The following is an 18664-nucleotide window of genomic DNA, read 5'->3' on the forward strand; positions in this document are numbered from 1 at the left end:
AACGGCGGCAGGCGACCGTCGGGGCTCCGGCACCTCTGTGCACTGCATCTGCTTTTCGAGTCAGCGCACCACGTAAACCGAGACGTTGGAATGTCGCACCACGCGTGCCGCATTCGGGCCCAGCAGGTAATCCTTCAAATCCGGCTTGTGGGCTCCGATTACGATCAAATCAGAGCCGGCACTTTCGGCCGTCTTCAAAATCTCCTGATAAGCTGTTCCTGTCGCAACCACATGGCGGATGGTTTCATTGCGCTCGGCCCCCAGGGCCGATACGCACAGCGCCGTCAGCTTGGCCTGCGCTTCCTCCAACGCCTTGTCGTGAAAACCGGATTCGAAAAACCCCGACACCCAGCTTTCCCCGAAATCGGGCAGCACCGTCACCACGTCAAGTTGCGCCCCTTCCATATCCGCCAGCGCGGCTGCTTTTTTCAGAACCGGTGCATCAATCTCGCCGTTGCTGATATCAACGGCACACAGAACAGAGCGTGTCATGCGGGCACTCCTTGTCTTGCGGCACGACCGCGTTGCAGGAAAGCGATAAGGCCGAGAAGGATCATCGCCGGGATATAGACCAGTTGCTTCGGAGGCTGGCTGGACGGCAGGCTGACCGAGCTCAGGCGCACAGCCTCGTCACCGTAATAGTCAAAGTTGGCCAGATCATCGGCAACCGGTGATCCAAACATCGGCTCATCTAGTTTCACAAGACCATCCTCTTCGAGCAACAGCAGCCCCATGGCATCGACGCGCGCGTCACCGCCCTCTTCTGATCCGACTGGCACGACAACCGTGGTGTCCACCATCTTGCCGGTATCAAAATCCGGCCCGCTGATCACCATGCGAACCTCGGTTCCGGGTGAAGTTTGGCCGATGGTTTCGACAAACGCCGCAGGCTCGACCGAAGTGTATGGAGGTGCGATGCGATCCATGAAGAAATCCGGCCTGAACAGGGCGAAGGCAACGGCGATCAGAGCGATACTTTCGTAGATGCGGCTGTGGGTCAGGAAGTACCCCATGGTGCCTGCCGTGAAGACAAGGATCGCTATCGTCGCAAAAATCGCCACTATGATCCCTTCGACCCATGTCACATCGATCAGCAGAAGATCGGTGTTGAAAATGAACACGAAGGGCAGCGCCACGGTACGCAGGCTGTAGAAGAACGCCGTGAAACCGGTTTTGATCGCATCACCGCCCGACACAGCCGCAGCAGCAAAACTGGCCAGCCCGACCGGAGGTGTCACGTCGGCCATGATCCCGAAATAGAACACGAACAGGTGGACAGCGATCAATGGAACGATCAGCCCGCTTTGGGCGCCCAACTCAACAACCACCCCGGCCATCAACGAGCTGACAACGATATAGTTCGCGGTTGTCGGCAGACCCATGCCCAGGATCAGGCTGAGCAGCCCGACCATGACCAGCATCAGGATCAGATTGCCGCCCGACAGGAACTCGACCAGATCGGCCATCACCTGACCAACACCCGTCAACGTGACGGTTCCCACGATCACGCCCGCGGTTGCCGTGGCAAGCGCGATGCCGATCATATTGCGTGCCCCGTCGATCAGACCTTGCCACAGGTCGGCAACACCATCGATGAAAGTGTTGTACAGGTTGCTCTGCCCCCGGAACATCGCTTTCAGCGGCTTCTGCGTCAGCAGGATGACAAACAGCAGCGATGTGGCCCAGAAGGCGGACAGGCCCGGTGACTTCTGTTCGATCATCAGGAAATAGACCAGAACGATGATCGGCAGTAGGTAATGCAGGCCAGCTTTGTAGATATCGGCGATGACCGGAAGCGTAACCTCTTTTGCGTTAGGGTCGTCGGGTTCCAGATCCGGAACCTGTGCCGCCAGATAGAGCAGTGCGACATAAACCGCGCAGATAATCAGGCTGAGCACGATCCCAGCGGCCGACGGCACCCAGCTTGTCACGGCATCCACCGGGAATTGTGACCCATAGCAAAGACCTGCAAACACCAGGAAGAAGCCCAGCATCCCCACTACGGTCCGCGCCAGATGCACATCGCGGTCGCCCAGCGTGGGCATGTTCCGCTTCACCGCCTCGAGGTGCACGATGTAAACCAGTGCGATGTAGGAAATCGCTGCTGGCAGGAAGGCATGGGTGATCACCTCGACATATGAGATGCCCACATATTCCACCATCAGGAAGGCAGCGGCCCCCATCACCGGCGGCATGATCTGCCCGTTGACCGAACTGGCGACCTCGACCGAGCCAGCTTGTTCGCTGCTGAACCCGACGCGCTTCATCAGCGGGATGGTGAAGGTACCGGTGGTGACAACATTGGCAATCGACGAGCCCGAGATCAGGCCGGTCGCAGCCGAGCCCACAACCGCCGCCTTGGCCGGACCACCACGCAGGTGGCCCAGGGCCCCAAAGGCCATCTTGATAAAGTAGTTCCCTGCCCCGGCTTTATCCAGCAATGCGCCAAACAGCACGAACAGGAAGACGAATTTCGTGGAAACACCCAGTGCGATACCAAACACGCCCTCGGACGTGATCCACATGTGGCTCATCGCCTTTTTCAGGCTCGCGCCCTTCCAGCGGATAACTTCGGGCACCCATTCCGAGGCACCGAAGAAGACATAGGCCAAAAATATGGTCGCGATAATTGCCATGGCCGGGCCAAGCGCACGGCGCGCGGCCTCGAACAACAGCACCAGGCCAAGCAACGCAACCCATTTGTCGGTGTCGTCGGCCAAACCGCCCGCATTAACGATCTTGTCATAGAAGAAATAGCCGTACAGCGCGACGAACGCGCCCACCAATCCCATGATCCAATCCTGAACCGGAATATAGTTCCGGGGGCTGGATTTGAGCGCCGGATAAGCGGCAAAGGCCAGAAACAAAGCAAAAGCCAGATGGAATTGCCGAGCATTGTTCACGACGCTTCCGGGCAAGACATAATTCGCCAGGGGCGAGGCCAGAACAACTTGAAATATCGACCAGGTCGCGGCCACGACCGCAAGGAAAACGCCCACGTTCCCGACCGGATTGCGCCCTCCTGCGTCAGAAGATGCAACCAGATCCTGAAGCTCTTCTTCGGAAAGCGGACGATTGGATTGAGTGTCGGAATTCATCAAATGTCTCCCCGTCGCGGCCATTGTTCGGCCTTCTGAAATCCCGTTTCACACGGGTTTTGTGCAGGGCGCCCGTGGGCACCCTGCGTCAGGTCTGGTTTACTGGATCCAGCCTTTTTCTTTGTAGTACTTCTCGGCACCCGGATGCAGCGGAGCCGACAGGCCATCCGCAATCATCTCTTCGGGCTTCAGGTTCGCAAACGCCGGGTGCAGCTTTTTGAAATCATCAAAGTTTTCAAAGACCGAACTGACGACCGCATAGACAGCATCATCCGATACATCTGCCGAGGTCACGAAGGTCGCGCCCACACCAAAGGTCGAGGTGTCTTCATCAGATCCACGGTACATGCCACCGGGGATGGTTGCGGTACGGTAGAACGAGTTGTCGCCGACCAGCTTGTCAACCGCGTCGCCGCTTACGTTCACCAGAACCGAGTCACAGGCTGTGGTGGCTTCCTGGATCGAACCAGACGGGTGACCAACGGTATAGACCATCGCGTCGATCTGGTTGTCGCACAGAGCCGCCGACTGTTCGGCCGCCTTCAGCTCGGTCGCCAGTTCGAAATCGTCGGTGGTCCAGCCCATTTCGCCCAGCAGGACTTCCATGGTGCCGCGCTGACCGGAACCCGGGTTGCCGATGTTGACGCGCTTACCCTTCAGGTCTTCGAAGTTGGTGATGCCGGAATCGGCGCGGGCCACAACGGTGAAGGGTTCGGGGTGCACCGAGAACACGGCGCGCAGGCCTTCGAACGGGCCGGCTTCTTCGAATTTCGAGGTGCCGTTGTAGGCGTGGTACTGCCAGTCGGACTGGGCCACACCAAACTCCAGCTCGCCTTCGCGAATGGTGTTGATGTTGTAAACTGAACCACCGGTCGATTCGACCGAGCAGCGCACGCCGTGCTCTTTCCGGCCCTTGTTGACCAGACGACAGATCGCGCCGCCGGTCGGATAGTAAACGCCGGTTACACCGCCGGTACCGATTGTAATGAACTCTTCGGCATATGCCGCCGGAGCCAGAAGGGCTGCGGTGACGAAGGCGCCGACGCTCAATTTGCTGCTGTTTTTCATCTGTTAACTCCCACTTTTTTTGTCTGGCAGTTGGAAATCAAGTTTGATCACCTGCTCAGGGAAGCGTGCCGATAATACAAACCGGCCCGCATCGCAACGGCTACAAATCTTTGAATTTCCCAATTTCTCCCAACCCTTTCGAGGTTTCATTCAGATACCCGCAATGTCAAGGCCGGCACCGGTCTGACCTGCGCCAATTCGCATATATGAGCATAAATCCCGAACTTTCCCCTTCAGTTCACAGCGAGCCGTCTGGGTTCATGCGGTCACTCCAAATCCAAAACCTACCCTCATTCCCGGCGCTAATCACCGTGAAACAGAGCGAACCGCGTTTCGGATAAGGAGGCAGGGCAAGTCACGGTCGTACGTTCCGACGAATCTGGCAAAGGCCCTTCAACACCAACCCGGTTCAAGATCCCCCCGGCCGGGGGCCTGATGATCTGTCGTTGAAGCAGGCCCGGAACGTTGTGGCATTCACGGCCCGTTACAGAGGACCTCAAACAGGACATGAAGATCTAGGTTGCGGATCATCACCTTGATCACGGCACCCCGCCAAGAGGACGGACGGTGTTCTGAGTTTGTCGGAATTGTGGTGCCCAAGGAGAGACTCGAACTCTCACGCCCGTGAAGGCGGGGGATTTTGAATCCCCTGCGTCTACCATTCCGCCACTTGGGCCACGAACACTGGATTAGCGCCCATCCGAGCGAAGGTCCAGAGGCAAAAACCATCCAATAATCCATTTGTTTCGCCCTCGACTGTTGACGGTCCGTCGGGCGCATGGTTTGGCTGGGCTTCAGACCGAAAACGGGATTTGAGTGCTTTATGTTACGATCGCTTTATGACTGGACCATTCGTCTGGCCGAACACCCTCACGCGCTGTGGGCGCTGGCCATCGTGGCTTTCATCGAAAGTTCGTTCTTCCCGATTCCCCCCGATGTGTTGATGATTCCGATGATTCTGGCCCGCCCGTCTCGCGCATGGCTGATCGCAACCGTGGCACTGGTGGCTTCGGTTCTGGGGGGCATGCTGGGCTATGCGATTGGTGCGTTTTTCTATGAAAGCATCGGGCAGCCCATTCTAGAATCCATGGGGAAAGCCCATGCCATGGAAGAGTTCAATACCCGTTTCAACGACTTCGGATTCTGGGCCGTTCTGGCCGCTGGTGTGACCCCCTTCCCTTACAAGGTCATCACTATTATGTCCGGCTGGACCGGCATGCCGCTTGGAACCTTCATTGCCACCTCGATTCTGGCTCGCGCCTTGAGGTTCTTCCTGGTGGCAGGCCTGCTCTGGGGATTCGGTGAGCCGATCCGCGACTTCATCGAAAAGCGCCTGGGGCTAATGTTCACTTTGTTCATCATCCTCCTGTTTGGCGGATTCCTGGTGGTGAAATACTTATGACGAGACGTTCGCAACTTGTCGCGGTGGCAAGTCTTGGATCACTGGCGCTTCTTCTGGCCGCTTTTGGCTTTCAGCATCTCGGCGGGCTTGCGCCATGCAAGATGTGCATCTGGCAGCGCTATCCACATGCAGTGGCCATCGCGATCGGCGCCGTGGCTCTGGCTTTACCGAGGCTGACCTTTCTTCCTTTGCTGGGCGCAGCGGCGGCCGCGACGACATCGGCGGTGGGTGCATTTCACGCCGGCGTTGAACAAGGCTGGTGGGAAGGCCCAAGCAGCTGCACATCCGGCAGCATCAGCGGTCTGTCCGCAGACGATCTGTTCGATCAAATCATGTCCGCGCCTTTGGTGCGGTGCGATGATATCCCTTGGGAGATGTTCGGCATCTCGATGGCTGGCTGGAACGCTAATGCTTCTGCTGTGCTGGTCCTGATCTGGCTGGCCGCATGGAAATCCCGCGCGGCTTAGAACTCGTCCAGCTCGGCATCCCAGTACAGGAAATCGATCCAGCTTTCATGCAGGTGGTTCGGCGGAAACTTCCGTCCAATATTGCGCAACGCTTCGGCATCGGGCTGACGTGGCGGCTTGCGCAAGGTCATCCGAGCCTGGCGCAGCGATTTCGACCCTTTGCGCAGATTGCACGGGCTGCACGCCGCCACCACGTTCTGCCAACTGGTCACACCACCGGCGGCCCGTGGCACCACATGGTCAAAGGTCAGGTTGTCCCGGCTGCCGCAGTACTGGCAGCGGAATTCATCCCGCAAAAATAAATTAAAGCGCGTGAAGGCCACGCGCTTTCTGGGTTTTACATAGTCTTTCAAAACAACGACCGAGGGTATTCGGATCTCGGTGCTCGGGCTGCGGACGACCTCGTCATATTCAGCCACGATATCGACCCGATCCAGCCAAGCCGCCTTGATCGCTTCTTGCCAGGGCCACAGTGACAGCGGGTAATAGGATAAGGGGCGATAATCGGCGTTCAAAACCAGGGCCGGGTGTTGTTTGAGCGCACCCGGCTCCCTTACAAATTCGGTCCTGAAGTCTCCGTCCATCACAGAATCGCTCCTCGCTCTCAGCTGCCCGTTTGTGACACCAGAGCGGGGAGCACCCGCCCCGGTCTTTTTGTAACTATATATCGTGTTAAAACTCTGACAAGCCCTGATTTTCCACAATATGTCGCAGACGGGGTAACGCGAATCCGTAACAGGCACATGACAGTTATCCACAGCTTGCACCGGGGGCGATCTTCAGGCTATGCGCAGATCATGTCCTGGTTCATTCGCTTCAACAAACCTTATGATGTTCTGCCGCAGTTCACCGACCGCGCCAATACGGACAGCCCGCGCAGCACGCTGTCCGATTTCATCGATCTGCCGGGCGTCTATCCGGCGGGCAGACTAGACCGTGACAGTGAAGGTTTGATGCTGCTGACGGATCAAGGGAAGTTGCAGTCCCAGATCTCTGACCCAAAGCACAAGATGGCCAAAACCTATTGGGTCCAAGTTGAAGGCACCCCCGACGAGGCTGCCCTGAAAACGCTTCGCAACGGGGTCGAATTGAAGGATGGTTTGACCCGCCCTGCGAAAGCTCGTCAGATCGACGAACCCGAGGCGCTCTGGCCGCGCACCCCACCGATCCGTGAACGCAAGACAGTACCGGACAGTTGGCTTGAACTGACCATACGTGAAGGCAAAAACCGACAGGTGCGCCGGATGACAGCGGCAGTTGGTCTGCCGACGCTGCGCCTGATCCGGTACCGCATCGGAGACTGGACCCTGGATGATCTTGAGCCCGGGCACTGGGACCGTCTGCCAATGCCGACACTGAACGCGGCCCCCCAACGCAAGCGCGACCGTCGCCCACGCCGGTGACAGACCCTGCCCCGATCTGCTAAACTGGGGTCATGAAGAAAACGCCTGACATCCCGGCCCCTTCGGCCATTCTGGAAGCGGCGCTCTATGTTGATGATTTGGACGCGGCAGAACAGTTTTATGGCGAAGTTCTTGGGCTCGAACGCATCCAACGTGTCGCTGACCGCCATGTATTCTATCGCATCGGCGGATCGGTCCTGCTGGTTTTCAATCCCGATCAGACCGAACAACCGCCGCTCGACCCCGGCATGCCGGTTCCGCCCCACGGCGCGCGCGGCCCCGGACATGTGTGTCTTGTGCTGTCACGAGATGAAATCGCAGTGATGCGCAAACACCTTCTGGACTGGAATATTCCGGTAGATGCCGAGTTTGTCTGGCCCGGCGGCGTACGGTCCCTGTATGTGCGCGACCCGGCCGGGAACTCGGTCGAGTTCGCCGAAGGCCACTTGTGGGCTTGATCCGGTGCGGAACGCATGGGCGCTCCGCTGATCAGGTTCCAAAGACTAAAGGCTCAGCTTGTCGCGCATGAAGGCCAGCGCAACGCTCAGCCCATCCGGGGCGATACCGTGCCCGGTACCTTTCATGACATGGGCATAGACCTCTTTGAAGCCGGCAGCCTGCAAGGCTTCGACCGCTTCCGGCAGGGACTGTGGGGGAACGACGTCGTCAGCGTCGCCATGCACCAGCAAGACAGGCATCCGGCTGACGGTTTCATCCACCAGCAGATCGGGTTCCAGCAAACGGCCTGAAAAGGCTACGATCCCGGCCACGGGATCTTCCCGCCGCGGCGCAACGTGCAGGCTCATCATGGTGCCCTGGCTGAAGCCAAACAGCACAACCTGTTCGGGCAGAACATCTTCGTCCACCATCAGCGCGTCCAGAAAGGCGTTGAAGTCCTCGACAGCCATTTCCATGCCCCGGCGGGCTTCTTCTTCGGAAGATCCATCGATCCACGGAATCGGGAACCACTGATACCCGTTGGGCATTCCGGGGATCTGCTCGGGGGCGTCGGGGGCCACGAACAACGTGTCCGGCAGGTGTTCGCCCAGCGGATCGGCCAATCCCAGCAGATCGGCACCGTTTGCACCATAGCCATGCACGAACACCACGACCGAGCGCGTGTCGCCCGAAACAGGCTCTTTCCGGAGCGCATTCAAAACCCGTGTCATCTGATCCCTTCTCTTTGTTTTGCAACCCGGTAATAGGCCCACAGCACCCGTGCCGCAACCGAACGCCAGGGCGACCAGGCCTCGGCCATTTTGCGCAGCTCCTTGTCCGTTGGACGTTCAGGCAAGTCATAGAGGATGCGCGCCGCCTCTTGCAGGGCCAGATCACCGGGTGCGATGACATCTGCGCGACCCAGTGAGAACATGGCATAGATTTCGGCTGTCCAGACACCGATACCCGGAACTTGCGTCAATATGGCGACGACATCGGCGTCAGTTGCATCGCGCAGTTCCTTATAGTCGATACGTGCCTCGGCCAGTGCCCGCGCATATCGGATCTTCTGTCGGCTCAGCCCAACTGCCCGCAGATCATCATCCGTTGCCCACAGGATCTTGCGCGGGCCGGTCAACCTTGCATCCTGAAGCCGTTTCCAGATCGCATTGGCCGAAGCCACGCTGACTTGCTGACTGACAATTGCACTCAATAATTGCGCAAACCCATCGGGGCGGCGGCGCAGCGGCAAGGGGCCGGTCTGATCCATCGCATACGCCATGCGCGGACAGGTTTTGGCCAGCCACTCGGCCCCTTCGGCCACACAGTCCGATGTTTCGATGATGCGGCCCGCGGGCATGCGGCCTCCCTGCTCTTTTGTTTCGGGCAGGTTAGGCGCATGTGACGCAGATGCAACCCGCTTGTGCCGCAAACACTTAGCCGATAACCATTCGCCCATGACGATGATTTCAACCCTTCCGGACGACCGGCAGGCCAAACGCAATGTGGCCGTACTGGTGGCTGCCCAAGCCATTCTGGGCGCGCAGATGCCGATGATGTTCATCGTCGGCGGGCTTGCAGGTCAGTCGCTGGCCTCGAACCCCTGCCTAGCGACGCTGCCGATATCCCTGATCGTTCTGGGATCGATGCTGGCAGCCACGCCGATCTCGGCCATCATGCAAAAATGGGGCCGTCGCGTGGGGTTCCTTGTCGGGGCAACGGCCGGTGCACTGGGCGGGTTGATCGGGGCCTATGGCCTGTTTCTGGGCTCGTTCCCCATCTTTCTTGTCGGCAGCCTGCTGACCGGCATCTACATGAGCGCACACGGGTTCTATCGCTTTGCGGCAGCAGACACTGCGTCAGACGACTACCGTCCAAAAGCGATTTCGTACGTGATGGCCGGCGGGCTGGCGGCCGCCATCATCGGGCCTCAGATCGTGAAGCTTACGTCTGAAGCATACGTCATCCCTTTTCTGGGAACATATATGGCCGTAATCGGCATCAACGTTCTGGGCTCGGCGCTGTTCTTCTTTCTCGACATCCCGACACCTGCGAAACCTGCGGCCGATGAACCCAAGGGGCGGTCACGGATCGAGTTGCTGAAAACACCCCGCATCGCCGTCGCGATCATCTGTGCCATGGTGTCTTATGCGTTGATGAATCTGGTCATGACCTCGACGCCGCTTGCCGTTGTCGGATGTGGATTTTCTGCCAATGACGCGGCGGATATCGTGACAAGTCACGTGCTGGCAATGTATGTCCCCAGCTTCTTTACCGGGCACCTGATCGCCCGGTTTGGCGTTGAAAAGATCGTCGCTCTGGGCTTGGCCATACTTGCCGCATCAGGGGTGGTTGCGCTGCAAGGCGTCGAATTGGGGAACTTTTTTGTCGCCCTTGTTCTTCTGGGCATTGGTTGGAATTTCGGCTTCATCGGCGCGACCACGATGCTGGCCGCGTCGCATGAACCGCAAGAGCGCGGACGGATGCAGGGCCTCAATGACCTGTTGGTGTTTGGCGGTGTGACATTGGCATCGCTGGCCTCGGGCGGGTTGATGAACTGCTCGGGCGGATCCGCGATCGAGGGGTGGAATGCCGTCAACCTGGCCATGATCCCTTTGCTGACACTGGCAGGTGGCGCATTGCTGTGGCTGGTTCTGCGCCCGGCCGATCCCGAAAGGGTCTGATCACCAGCGCCCGCTGCCGACGGTCCACATCAGCGACAGTCGCTGACGCATTTCGCCTGGCTCAAGCGTTCCTGCCGCCACCCGCTCGGGTTGGGCGATGGCCTGCTTCAGAACTCGTTCCGCCAGCCAACCCGCATACAGCGCGGGACGCGCCTCAGGTGCGATGTCGCCCCGCTTTGATCGCGCCTTGCGCAATCGGTCCAAAGCGGATTGGGCCAGTTTCTGAACGCCGCCCGTCGTACCATCAAGCAAAGGTATGCGCCCCCGCTTTTCCAGTTCGGGAATGGCGCGGAACCAATTTGCCACACCGACTCCGTACCCGAAATCGCGCAACACGTTTTCATCCGCCGCACCCAGCGCCTGCGCCGAGGCGACGAAAAGAGATCCGGAACTATGGTTGATATAGGCGTCAAAGTGTTCCTGGTCCTCGAACGGATCCCGGTATATATCCCAACGTCTTACGGCAACAAATTCATCCAGAACGCCTGCCAGATGCGGCGACAGGACCCGCGACAGAGGCGTCACCACCTCGTGCCGCCGCACCGCGGCCCCTTCTGCAATCTCCTGCAACGCGTCGCGCCACCATTGCAGCCGCATTTCGGCAATCATGGCCTCTTGCGTCACCCATGGCGCGCGAGCGACTTCAACATTCAACGCATAGATCGGAAACAAAACCACGCGGGCCGCGACCGGAGCAGCCATCGTCGCCCGGAACCGATCAGGATCCGCACGCTGTACCAACGCGGCGCAGGCTTTGACATCATCGTCGAAGGTCACACTCACTCGGCCGCTGCCTTTTGCGGATCGCAATCACGGACCAATTTCCACTGGATCGCATCCAGCAGCGCCTCAAAGGACGCATCAACTATGTTCGCGCTTACGCCAACGGTCGACCAGCGCCGCCCCTGGCCGTCTTCGCTGTCGATGATGACGCGTGTCACCGCTTCGGTCCCGCCCTGGGTGATACGGACCTTGAAGTCGACAAGGCGCATGTCTGACAAAACCTGCGAGTATTGGCCCAAATCCTTCGCCAGAGCCTTGGCCAGCGCGTTCACAGGCCCCCTGTCGTTTCCGGAGTCGTCCATGGATTCGCTAACCGACAGTTTCTTTTCACCGTCCACTTTGACCACGACGACAGCCTCGGACAGGCTGACCATCTTGTTGTATTTGTTCTTCCGACGCTCAACAGTGACCTTGTAGCGTTTGACCTCGAAGAACTCAGGCAGTTGCCCCAGTTCATCCCGCGCCAACAGTTCGAAACTGGCCTGCGCGGTGTCGTAGGAATACCCAACCGCTTCACGATCCTTGATCCGTTCAAGGATGCGGCCCAATGCGGGATCACCGGCTTTGACGCTCAGCCCCGCCTCGGTCAGGCGTTTGCGCAGGTTCGACTGACCCGCCTGGTTCGACATCGGAATGATACGTTCATTGCCTATGCTCGCCGGGTCCACATGTTCGTAAGTCGATGGGTCCTTCAGGATCGCGCTGGCGTGCAACCCCGCCTTATGCGCAAAAGCCGACGCGCCCACATACGCCGCCTGCTTGCTGGGAACCCGGTTCAGGACATCGTCCAACATGCGGCTGATGCGGGTCAGCCCGGCCAGCGCGTCAAGGCTGACGCCGGTTTCGAACTGCGAGGCGTAGGGTTCTTTCAGCAGCAATGTCGGGAGCAGCGCCGTCAGGTTTGCATTGCCGCAGCGTTCCCCCAGACCATTCAGCGTTCCCTGAATTTGCCGCGCACCTGCTTCGACCGCTGCCAGAGAACAGGCCACCGCGTTCTCGGTATCGTTATGGGTGTGAATACCCAACCGTTCACCCGGCAGACCGGCCGCGATCACTTCGGACACGATCCGCCCGACCTCGGACGGCAACGCGCCACCGTTGGTGTCACACAGCACAACCCATCGCGCGCCCGCCTCCAGCGCGGCCCGGCAAACTTGTGTCGCGTATTCGGGGTTGTCCTTGTACCCGTCAAAGAAGTGTTCGGCATCGAACAGCGCCTCGCGCCCTTGCGCCACGATATGCGCCACCGAAGCACGAACGTTTTCCGTGTTCTCTTCAAGCGAAATGCCAAGCGCATGGGTCACGTGATAATCGTGCGACTTGCCAACCAGACAGACGGCCTGCGTACCCGCATTCATCACCGCAGCCAGCACATCGTCATTCTCGGCCGAGCGCCCTGCCCGTTTGGTCATGCCAAAGGCCGTCAACCGGGCCGCGGTCTTTGGCGCCGCCTCGAAAAACGCGCTATCGGTCGGGTTCGCTCCGGGCCAGCCGCCTTCGATGTAATCCACCCCCAATGCGTCCAGCGCCTGTGCGATCTGCACTTTTTCAGCGGTCGAAAACTGCACACCCTGGGTCTGCTGCCCGTCACGCAGCGTCGTGTCATAAAGATAGAGGCGTTCTCTGGTCATCAGACCTCCTCCAGCTTGGCGGCATCAAAACCGGCGCCCGGCACCAGTTCAACACCTTCCTTGCTAATTCGAACCTCAAGCCCTGCCGCAACATACGCCGCCTTGAGGCGGTCGACCTCCGAGAAATCCTTGTTTTCCATTGCAGATACGCGCGCCTTCGCCAAGCGATCTGCATGCGCACTCAGGTCTACGGACGCCGTGTCAGCCCACGACGGGACATCTTTGCCCAACAAGCCCAAAAATTGCAGAGAATATCTCAACCCCACGACATCGTCAGCGATGGATAACTGGTGGAGTTCGGCGATAGCACCGGCTGTGTTCAGGTCGTCGGCCAAAAAGTTAACGATTTGAGGATGCGGCTCGCCATAACCAACCCCTTGCGCGGCCTGCGCGTAGAATTTGCGCAAGGTTCGCTCCGCCTCACGGGCTTTTTTCTCAGTCCAGTCCATCGGCTTGCGATAATGCGTCTGCAAAAAGACAAAGCGGATCACTTCGCCCGGAACGCCCTGCTCCAGCAGATCATGCACGGTAAAGAAATTGCCCAGCGATTTGGACATCTTCTTGCCTTCGACCTGCAACATCTCGTTATGCAGCCAGACCCGCGCGAATTCACCGTGCGGGTGTGCGCATTTGCTCTGGGCGATCTCGTTCTCGTGGTGCGGGAACATCAGGTCGTTGCCGCCACCATGGATATCAAAACTCTCACCCAGCAACTCATAGCTCATGGCCGAGCATTCGATGTGCCAGCCCGGACGTCCCCGCCCCCATGGGCTGTCCCAGCCCGGCAGTTCATCGGTCGAGGGTTTCCACAAGACAAAATCCATCGGGTTCTTCTTGTAGGGCGCCACCTCGACCCGCGCGCCGGCGATCATGTCATCCACCGAGCGCCCCGACAGCTTACCGTAGCTCTCTTTCCAGCTATCCACCGCGAACAGAACATGGCCTTCGGCGGCATAGGCATGACCCTTGGCGATCAGGTCTTCGATCATCGCGATCATCTGCGCGATGAACTGGGTCGCGCGCGGCATCTCGTTCGGCTCCAACGTGCCCAAAGCGCCCATATCATGCAGGTACCAGCCGATGGTCTCATCCGACCGTTCCTGCACCAATTGCTCCAGCGTGCCTTCCGCGCCCGCCTGTTTGCGGGCCAGCGCCGTGGCGTTGATCTTGTCGTCCACGTCGGTGAAATTGCGCACATAGGTCACGTGCTCTGCGCCATAGACATGGCGCAACAGACGATAAAGAACGTCGAACACGACCACCGGGCGGGCATTGCCCAGATGGGCGCGGTCATAGACCGTCGGACCACAGACATACATCCGCACGTTATCAGGGTCGATCGGTACAAAATCTTCCTTCGTCCGCGTCCGCGTGTTGTGCAGCTTGATCGTCGTCATCGGTCGGGCTCCTAGAAAACAGCAAAGGCTTGCGCGTTGGCGCGGGCTTAGCAACTTGTCTCAGGGATGAAAACGAAAGAAACCGGCCCGCTTGATAAATCAGCAGGTAATGCAGCAGATAATGATGCAGGTCACCGGGTTCATGCCCCTCGGTTAGCATGGGAACCCCGCCAAGCCAAGCGTTGAGTTTGTTCACCGGGTCCGGCAGAGTGCCCGTCATGGACCGAGACTTCATTAATTCCATCTGCAAGGAATTTCCCGGTGCAGAACTGTCAGACCCATGGGGCGGCGGTCATGACGCGTGGAAAGTAGGCGGCAAGATGTTTGCCTGTATCGGAATTGCAAATGACGGTGTTTCCGTCAAAACACCCGATGCGGAGACGGCTCAGATGCTGATTGATGCCGGTGTCGCGGTGAAAGCCCCTTATTTTCACCGCAGCTGGGTCCGCCTGCCGTTTGATGCCGAGACCGAGGAGCTGCGCCATCGTTTGACGGTTTCCTATGACCTCGTACGCGCATCGCTGACAAAAAAGCTTCAGGCGACGCTGGCGCCGCGAAGCTGATTGACAAACGGCCACTGCTCTGCCCCATTCAGCGCAAAGCAACCAGTGGCGATTTCATGAGATTGTCTGAACGCATCACGCAGATCACCGGCGGCGGCGGCGATGGCTGGGACGTGTTCTATCGCGCGCGCCGGATGTTGAGTGAAGGACAAGCCGTAACCGAACTGACGATCGGTGAACATGACACCCGAACCGACCCTTCGATTCTTCGGGCGATGGAGCTGTCGGCCCGCAACGGCCATACAGGTTACGCGATGGTGCCCGGCACGGACCTGCTGCGCGACACCGTCGCCGCGCGGGTTCAGACCCGCACTGGCGTTCCGACCTTTCGGAACAACGTTCTGATCACCCCCGGCGGGCAAGCCGCCCTGTTCGCGGCACATATGGCCGTTTGCGATCCCGGTGATGTCGGATTGTATCTCGACCCGTACTACGCCACCTATCCCGGCACGATTCGGGGTGTTGGCGCCGTGGCACGTGCGGTTCAAACCCCGACCGATGACGCTTTCCAGCCCCAGGCCGAGCGGATCGATGCCGCTGCTGAAGGCGCGGTTTCGTTGTTGATCAACACGCCGAACAATCCGACCGGCGTGGTCTATTCCCGTCAATCGCTGGGGGCGGTCGCTGACGTGTGCAAACGGCGCGATCTCTGGCTGATCTCGGATGAGGTATACGACACGCAGGTCTGGGACGGTGAACATCTTTCTCCGCGTGCGCTGCCCGACATGGCAGAGCGAACGCTTGTGGTTGGATCCATGTCCAAGTCCCACGCCATGACCGGGTCGCGTTGTGGATGGGTCGTCGGCCCCGAAGAGGTCATCGCCCATCTGATCAATCTGGCAACCCACACCACCTACGGCGTTCCCGGGTTCGTACAGGACGCGTCGAGTTTTGCGCTGACCGCGGGTGTTGAACTTGAAGAAAAAATCGCTGCTCCGTTCCGCCGCCGCCGTGCCTTGGCCATGGATATTCTGGCCTCGCAAAACATCGTCGGCCTCGTCCCCGCGCAGGGCGCCATGTATCTGATGCTGGATATCCGCGCGACCGGGATGTCGGGGGACGCGTTTGCCAACGCGCTGCTGGACGCACACAAGATTGCCGTCATGCCCGGCGAAAGCTTCGGCAAGGCCGCTGCCGGGCACATACGGGTGGCCATGACTGTGGCCGATGAACGCTTTGCGGTTGCGCTGAAAACGCTGTGCAAATTTGCGTCGCAACTTGCGAGGCAGCACGCAGCTGAATAAGCCTGTTGTCAGAAACGAAACGTTGTACGCAGGTTGAAGACGTTGGAATCCAGACCACCGGTGGATCGGGTGACATCATCGAAATCTTGCCGCAGCGCCTCACCGCTGATGACAAAATTGTCGCCAATCGGATAAGCGATGCCGATCCCGTAAACAGCGGCGGTATCGCTGTCGACGGATGTTTCGGCCCGTGCCGCACCAACGACGACATACCCCAGCGCGCTGCCGAAATCGTACCCGCCACGCAGTTTCAATCGGGTCATGCTGTCCAGACTGCCCTGAGACTGGCTGAGATTCAGGGAAAGTCGGTTGTATTCAAGTTCACCGCCCAGAACGAAAGCCCCGAAATCCTGATCATAGCCTACATGCGCACCAAAGGCGGTGTCATCCCCGCTTGATCCGCCCGGTCCATCCGCATCCGCGTACCCAAAGCTGAGCCCAACGTACCCCCCTGTCCAATCCTCTGCCAAAACCTGGCCGGCGCTGGCCGTCAGAGCCACGACAATCAGGACAGAAAAAAGTTCAAAAGTCTGTTTCAACGCGATTTCACTCGGGCTTCAGATCATGTGTTAACTTATAATTCAACTGGGATCGCTTTTGTCAGAGTTCAATTCCTTGCACGCAAAGCTCAAGAGTAAGTGAATGCAGTATAACAGATTTCTGTCCTCGGGGGAGAAAATCTGCCTTAGAGTTCCGTCAGAGGTTTGTTGGGCAGATATTTGCTGAAGTAAATTCCGTTGAGGTCGCAAACAGAACAGATTGCGTCGCCGTGTTTTGGAATTGTTGCGCCAAACGTTGAGAGGCGGAATGACTGACCACGACTGGAAAATCAGCCTGATCAGCCGCACCATTGGTGCGGACCGGGGGCGTGCAGCGAGAGGACGGCCGTAAGCGGCCATTTGCCAGTTCCCCAAACATCTCTCACAGATCGGAAAAAGAAATGAACGACCAATCCCGCAACACATCGCGCAGCGGCGGTCGCGCTGCGCGTCGCGCTGCCCGTGCAACCGCATTGCCTGAACATCTGCGCCCCGTGCGCCCCGGTATGGAAGGCGGTGTCCTGAATGTCCTGACCCAGGCACAGATCGAACGTATCCACGAGGCCGCCCTGACCGCATTGGCAACCATTGGTCTGGCAGACGCGCCGCAAAGCGGAATCGACTATCTGGTCGGTGCAGGCTGCACATTGGGCGACGATGGCCGCATCCGCTTTCCCCGTGCCCTTGTCGAAGACACGATCGCAAAAGCGAACCGCAAGGTCACATTGTACAGCCGCGATGGAAAAACCGATCTGGACCTGACCGGTACCAAAGTACATTACGGCACGGCTGGTGCCGCCGTTTCCATGGTCGACGTGCATGGTCGCGAGTATCGTGATTCAACCGTTCAGGATTTGCACGATGCCGCACGCATCTGCCAACAGCTTGACAATATTCACTTTGTTCAGCGCCCCATGGTCTGTCGCGATATCGCCGACAACCTGGAAATGGACCTGAACACGATCTACGCAAGTTGCTCGGGAACGTTCAAACATATCGGCACGTCCTTCACGGAACCCAGCCACGTCGCCCCCGCAATGGAGATGATCTACATGATCGCGGGCGGCGAGGACAAATATCGCGAGCGACCTTTCGTGTCGAACTCGAACTGCTTCGTCGTCCCTCCGATGAAATTCGCCACTGAAAGCTGCGAAGTGATGGAGGAATGCATCAAGGCCGGAATGCCGGTTCTGTTGCTGTCAGCCGGAATGGCCGGCGCCACCGCGCCATCAACCATCGCCGGAGCAATCACCCAGGCCACGGCGGAATGCCTTGCGGGATTGGTTTATGTAAACGCCGTAAGTCCCGGCGCGCCCGCAGTTTTCGGCACCTGGCCCTTTGGTCTTGATCTGCGGACCGGCGCAATGTCCATCGGTTCCGGAGAACAAGCTCTGCTGACGGCAGGCTGCGCCCAGATGCACCGTTTCTACGACTTGCCTGGGGGTGCGGCGGCCGGTGCATCAGATTCGAAGCTGCCCGACATGCAGGCCGGGTGGGAACAGATGTGCTCGAACGTGATGGCGGGGCTGTCCGGGTTGAACATGGTTTATGAAGCCGCTGGCATGCACGCCTCGCTGCTGGGTTTCTGCTTTGAAAGCCTCATTCTCAGCGACGACCTGATCGGTCAGGCACTGCGCTGTGTGCGCGGGATCGAAGTGACCGATGAAACCCTGGCTTTGGATCAGATCGCATCCGTGTGCATGGGCGGCCCCGGTCATTATCTGGGCACCGATGCGACCCTCAGCCGGATGCAGGCCGACTATGTCTATCCGACCTTTGGTGACCGCTCGTCCCCCAAGGAGTGGGTGGAGCTTGGCAAACCGGATCTGGTTGAAAAGGCAGTGGCCCGAAAGAATGAAATCCTGTCCACCCCGTCGGCGGCCCGGTTCGACCCGCTTCTGGACGCAGAGATTCGGGAAAAATTCAACATTCACTTGCCGTTATAGC

At 58.9% G+C, this 18664-nt stretch carries 18 protein-coding genes and 1 tRNA gene; 8 read left to right on the forward strand and 11 right to left on the reverse strand.

Going from position 1 to position 18664, the window contains the following annotated elements; genetic code table 11:
* Nucleotides 1-60: 60 nt before the first annotated feature.
* The 4 genes from GOW56_RS02205 to GOW56_RS02220 form a co-directional block, all read right to left on the reverse strand.
* Nucleotides 61-492, reverse strand: a complete 432-nt coding sequence (locus GOW56_RS02205; RefSeq protein WP_171204807.1) for a universal stress protein — start codon at nucleotides 490-492, stop codon at nucleotides 61-63.
* Nucleotides 489-3098: a TRAP transporter permease gene (locus GOW56_RS02210; RefSeq protein ID WP_171204808.1), complete on the reverse strand. Its 2610-nt coding sequence runs from the start codon at nucleotides 3096-3098 to the stop codon at nucleotides 489-491. The genes GOW56_RS02205 and GOW56_RS02210 overlap by 4 nt, the downstream gene beginning before the upstream one ends.
* A 99-nt stretch (nucleotides 3099-3197) precedes the next feature.
* Entirely contained in the window at nucleotides 3198-4166 is a 969-nt protein-coding gene (locus GOW56_RS02215) for a TAXI family TRAP transporter solute-binding subunit (RefSeq protein WP_171167993.1), read from the reverse strand.
* A 590-nt stretch (nucleotides 4167-4756) separates the two neighbouring features.
* Nucleotides 4757-4842, reverse strand: a tRNA-Leu gene (locus GOW56_RS02220).
* Nucleotides 4843-4989: 147 nt separating this feature from the next.
* Between GOW56_RS02220 and GOW56_RS02225 the strand changes: the two genes are divergently transcribed.
* Together GOW56_RS02225 and GOW56_RS02230 are read left to right on the forward strand one after the other, a co-directional pair.
* The gene (locus GOW56_RS02225; protein ID WP_152458071.1) at nucleotides 4990-5568 is read left to right on the forward strand and encodes a YqaA family protein; all 579 of its coding nucleotides are present in this window, start codon (nucleotides 4990-4992) and stop codon (nucleotides 5566-5568) included.
* Nucleotides 5565-6035 (forward strand): disulfide bond formation protein B, encoded by a 471-nt coding sequence (locus GOW56_RS02230; RefSeq protein ID WP_171204809.1) that lies wholly within the window; start codon nucleotides 5565-5567, stop codon nucleotides 6033-6035. Before GOW56_RS02225 ends, GOW56_RS02230 begins: the two co-directional genes overlap by 4 nt.
* Here GOW56_RS02230 and GOW56_RS02235 read toward each other — a convergent pair.
* Nucleotides 6032-6619, reverse strand: a complete 588-nt coding sequence (locus GOW56_RS02235; RefSeq protein WP_152458073.1) for an HNH endonuclease — start codon at nucleotides 6617-6619, stop codon at nucleotides 6032-6034. The two genes, GOW56_RS02230 and GOW56_RS02235, sit on opposite strands and share 4 nt — an antisense overlap.
* Before the next feature lie 213 nt (nucleotides 6620-6832).
* Here GOW56_RS02235 and GOW56_RS02240 point away from each other — a divergent pair, with 213 nt between their 5' ends.
* Both GOW56_RS02240 and GOW56_RS02245 read left to right on the forward strand, forming a co-directional pair.
* Complete coding sequence (locus tag GOW56_RS02240; protein ID WP_171204810.1) at nucleotides 6833-7438, forward strand: rRNA large subunit pseudouridine synthase E; 606 nt, start codon at nucleotides 6833-6835, stop codon at nucleotides 7436-7438.
* Nucleotides 7439-7470: 32 nt separating this feature from the next.
* Nucleotides 7471-7896, forward strand: coding sequence for a VOC family protein (locus GOW56_RS02245; RefSeq protein ID WP_171204811.1), 426 nt, complete (start codon nucleotides 7471-7473; stop codon nucleotides 7894-7896).
* A 45-nt stretch (nucleotides 7897-7941) separates the two neighbouring features.
* Here the strand turns inward: GOW56_RS02245 and GOW56_RS02250 are convergent, their stop codons facing one another.
* Together GOW56_RS02250 and GOW56_RS02255 are read right to left on the reverse strand one after the other, a co-directional pair.
* A complete protein-coding gene (locus GOW56_RS02250; protein WP_171204812.1) occupies nucleotides 7942-8607 on the reverse strand; it encodes an alpha/beta hydrolase in 666 nt (221 codons plus the stop codon).
* On the reverse strand, nucleotides 8604-9236 hold the full coding sequence (locus tag GOW56_RS02255; protein WP_171204813.1) for a DNA-3-methyladenine glycosylase: 633 nt from the start codon (nucleotides 9234-9236) through the stop codon (nucleotides 8604-8606). The genes GOW56_RS02250 and GOW56_RS02255 overlap by 4 nt, the downstream gene beginning before the upstream one ends.
* 97 nt (nucleotides 9237-9333) lie before the next feature.
* On the opposite strand from GOW56_RS02255, the gene GOW56_RS02260 reads away from it, so the two are divergent.
* Nucleotides 9334-10560, forward strand: a complete 1227-nt coding sequence (locus GOW56_RS02260) for an MFS transporter (RefSeq protein ID WP_152458078.1) — start codon at nucleotides 9334-9336, stop codon at nucleotides 10558-10560.
* On the opposite strand, the gene GOW56_RS02265 is transcribed toward GOW56_RS02260, so the two are convergent.
* From GOW56_RS02265 to cysS, 3 genes are read right to left on the reverse strand one after another with little or no spacing between them, the layout of a single operon-like run.
* Nucleotides 10561-11337, reverse strand: a complete 777-nt coding sequence (locus tag GOW56_RS02265; RefSeq protein WP_171205025.1) for a squalene/phytoene synthase family protein — start codon at nucleotides 11335-11337, stop codon at nucleotides 10561-10563.
* 2 nt (nucleotides 11338-11339) lie between these two features.
* Entirely contained in the window at nucleotides 11340-12974 is a 1635-nt protein-coding gene (gene cimA / locus GOW56_RS02270) for a citramalate synthase (protein ID WP_171167987.1), read from the reverse strand.
* Complete coding sequence (cysS, locus tag GOW56_RS02275) at nucleotides 12974-14371, reverse strand: cysteine--tRNA ligase (protein WP_171204814.1); 1398 nt, start codon at nucleotides 14369-14371, stop codon at nucleotides 12974-12976. Before cysS ends, cimA begins: the two co-directional genes overlap by 1 nt.
* A gap of 218 nt (nucleotides 14372-14589) precedes the next feature.
* On the opposite strand from cysS, the gene GOW56_RS02285 reads away from it, so the two are divergent.
* Nucleotides 14590-14934 (forward strand): MmcQ/YjbR family DNA-binding protein, encoded by a 345-nt coding sequence (locus tag GOW56_RS02285; protein ID WP_171115769.1) that lies wholly within the window; start codon nucleotides 14590-14592, stop codon nucleotides 14932-14934.
* 56 nt (nucleotides 14935-14990) lie between these two features.
* Nucleotides 14991-16178, forward strand: coding sequence for a pyridoxal phosphate-dependent aminotransferase (locus GOW56_RS02290; protein ID WP_171204816.1), 1188 nt, complete (start codon nucleotides 14991-14993; stop codon nucleotides 16176-16178).
* 8 nt (nucleotides 16179-16186) lie between these two features.
* On the opposite strand, the gene GOW56_RS02295 is transcribed toward GOW56_RS02290, so the two are convergent.
* On the reverse strand, nucleotides 16187-16717 hold the full coding sequence (locus tag GOW56_RS02295; protein WP_254447139.1) for an outer membrane protein: 531 nt from the start codon (nucleotides 16715-16717) through the stop codon (nucleotides 16187-16189).
* A gap of 401 nt (nucleotides 16718-17118) precedes the next feature.
* On the opposite strand from GOW56_RS02295, the gene GOW56_RS02300 reads away from it, so the two are divergent.
* Entirely contained in the window at nucleotides 17119-18663 is a 1545-nt protein-coding gene (locus GOW56_RS02300) for a trimethylamine methyltransferase family protein (protein WP_171204817.1), read from the forward strand.
* Nucleotide 18664: the final 1 nt, after the last annotated feature.

This window comes from Ruegeria sp. HKCCA0235A (genome assembly GCF_013033235.1).
Taxonomy (GTDB): Bacteria; Pseudomonadota; Alphaproteobacteria; order Rhodobacterales; family Rhodobacteraceae; genus Ruegeria.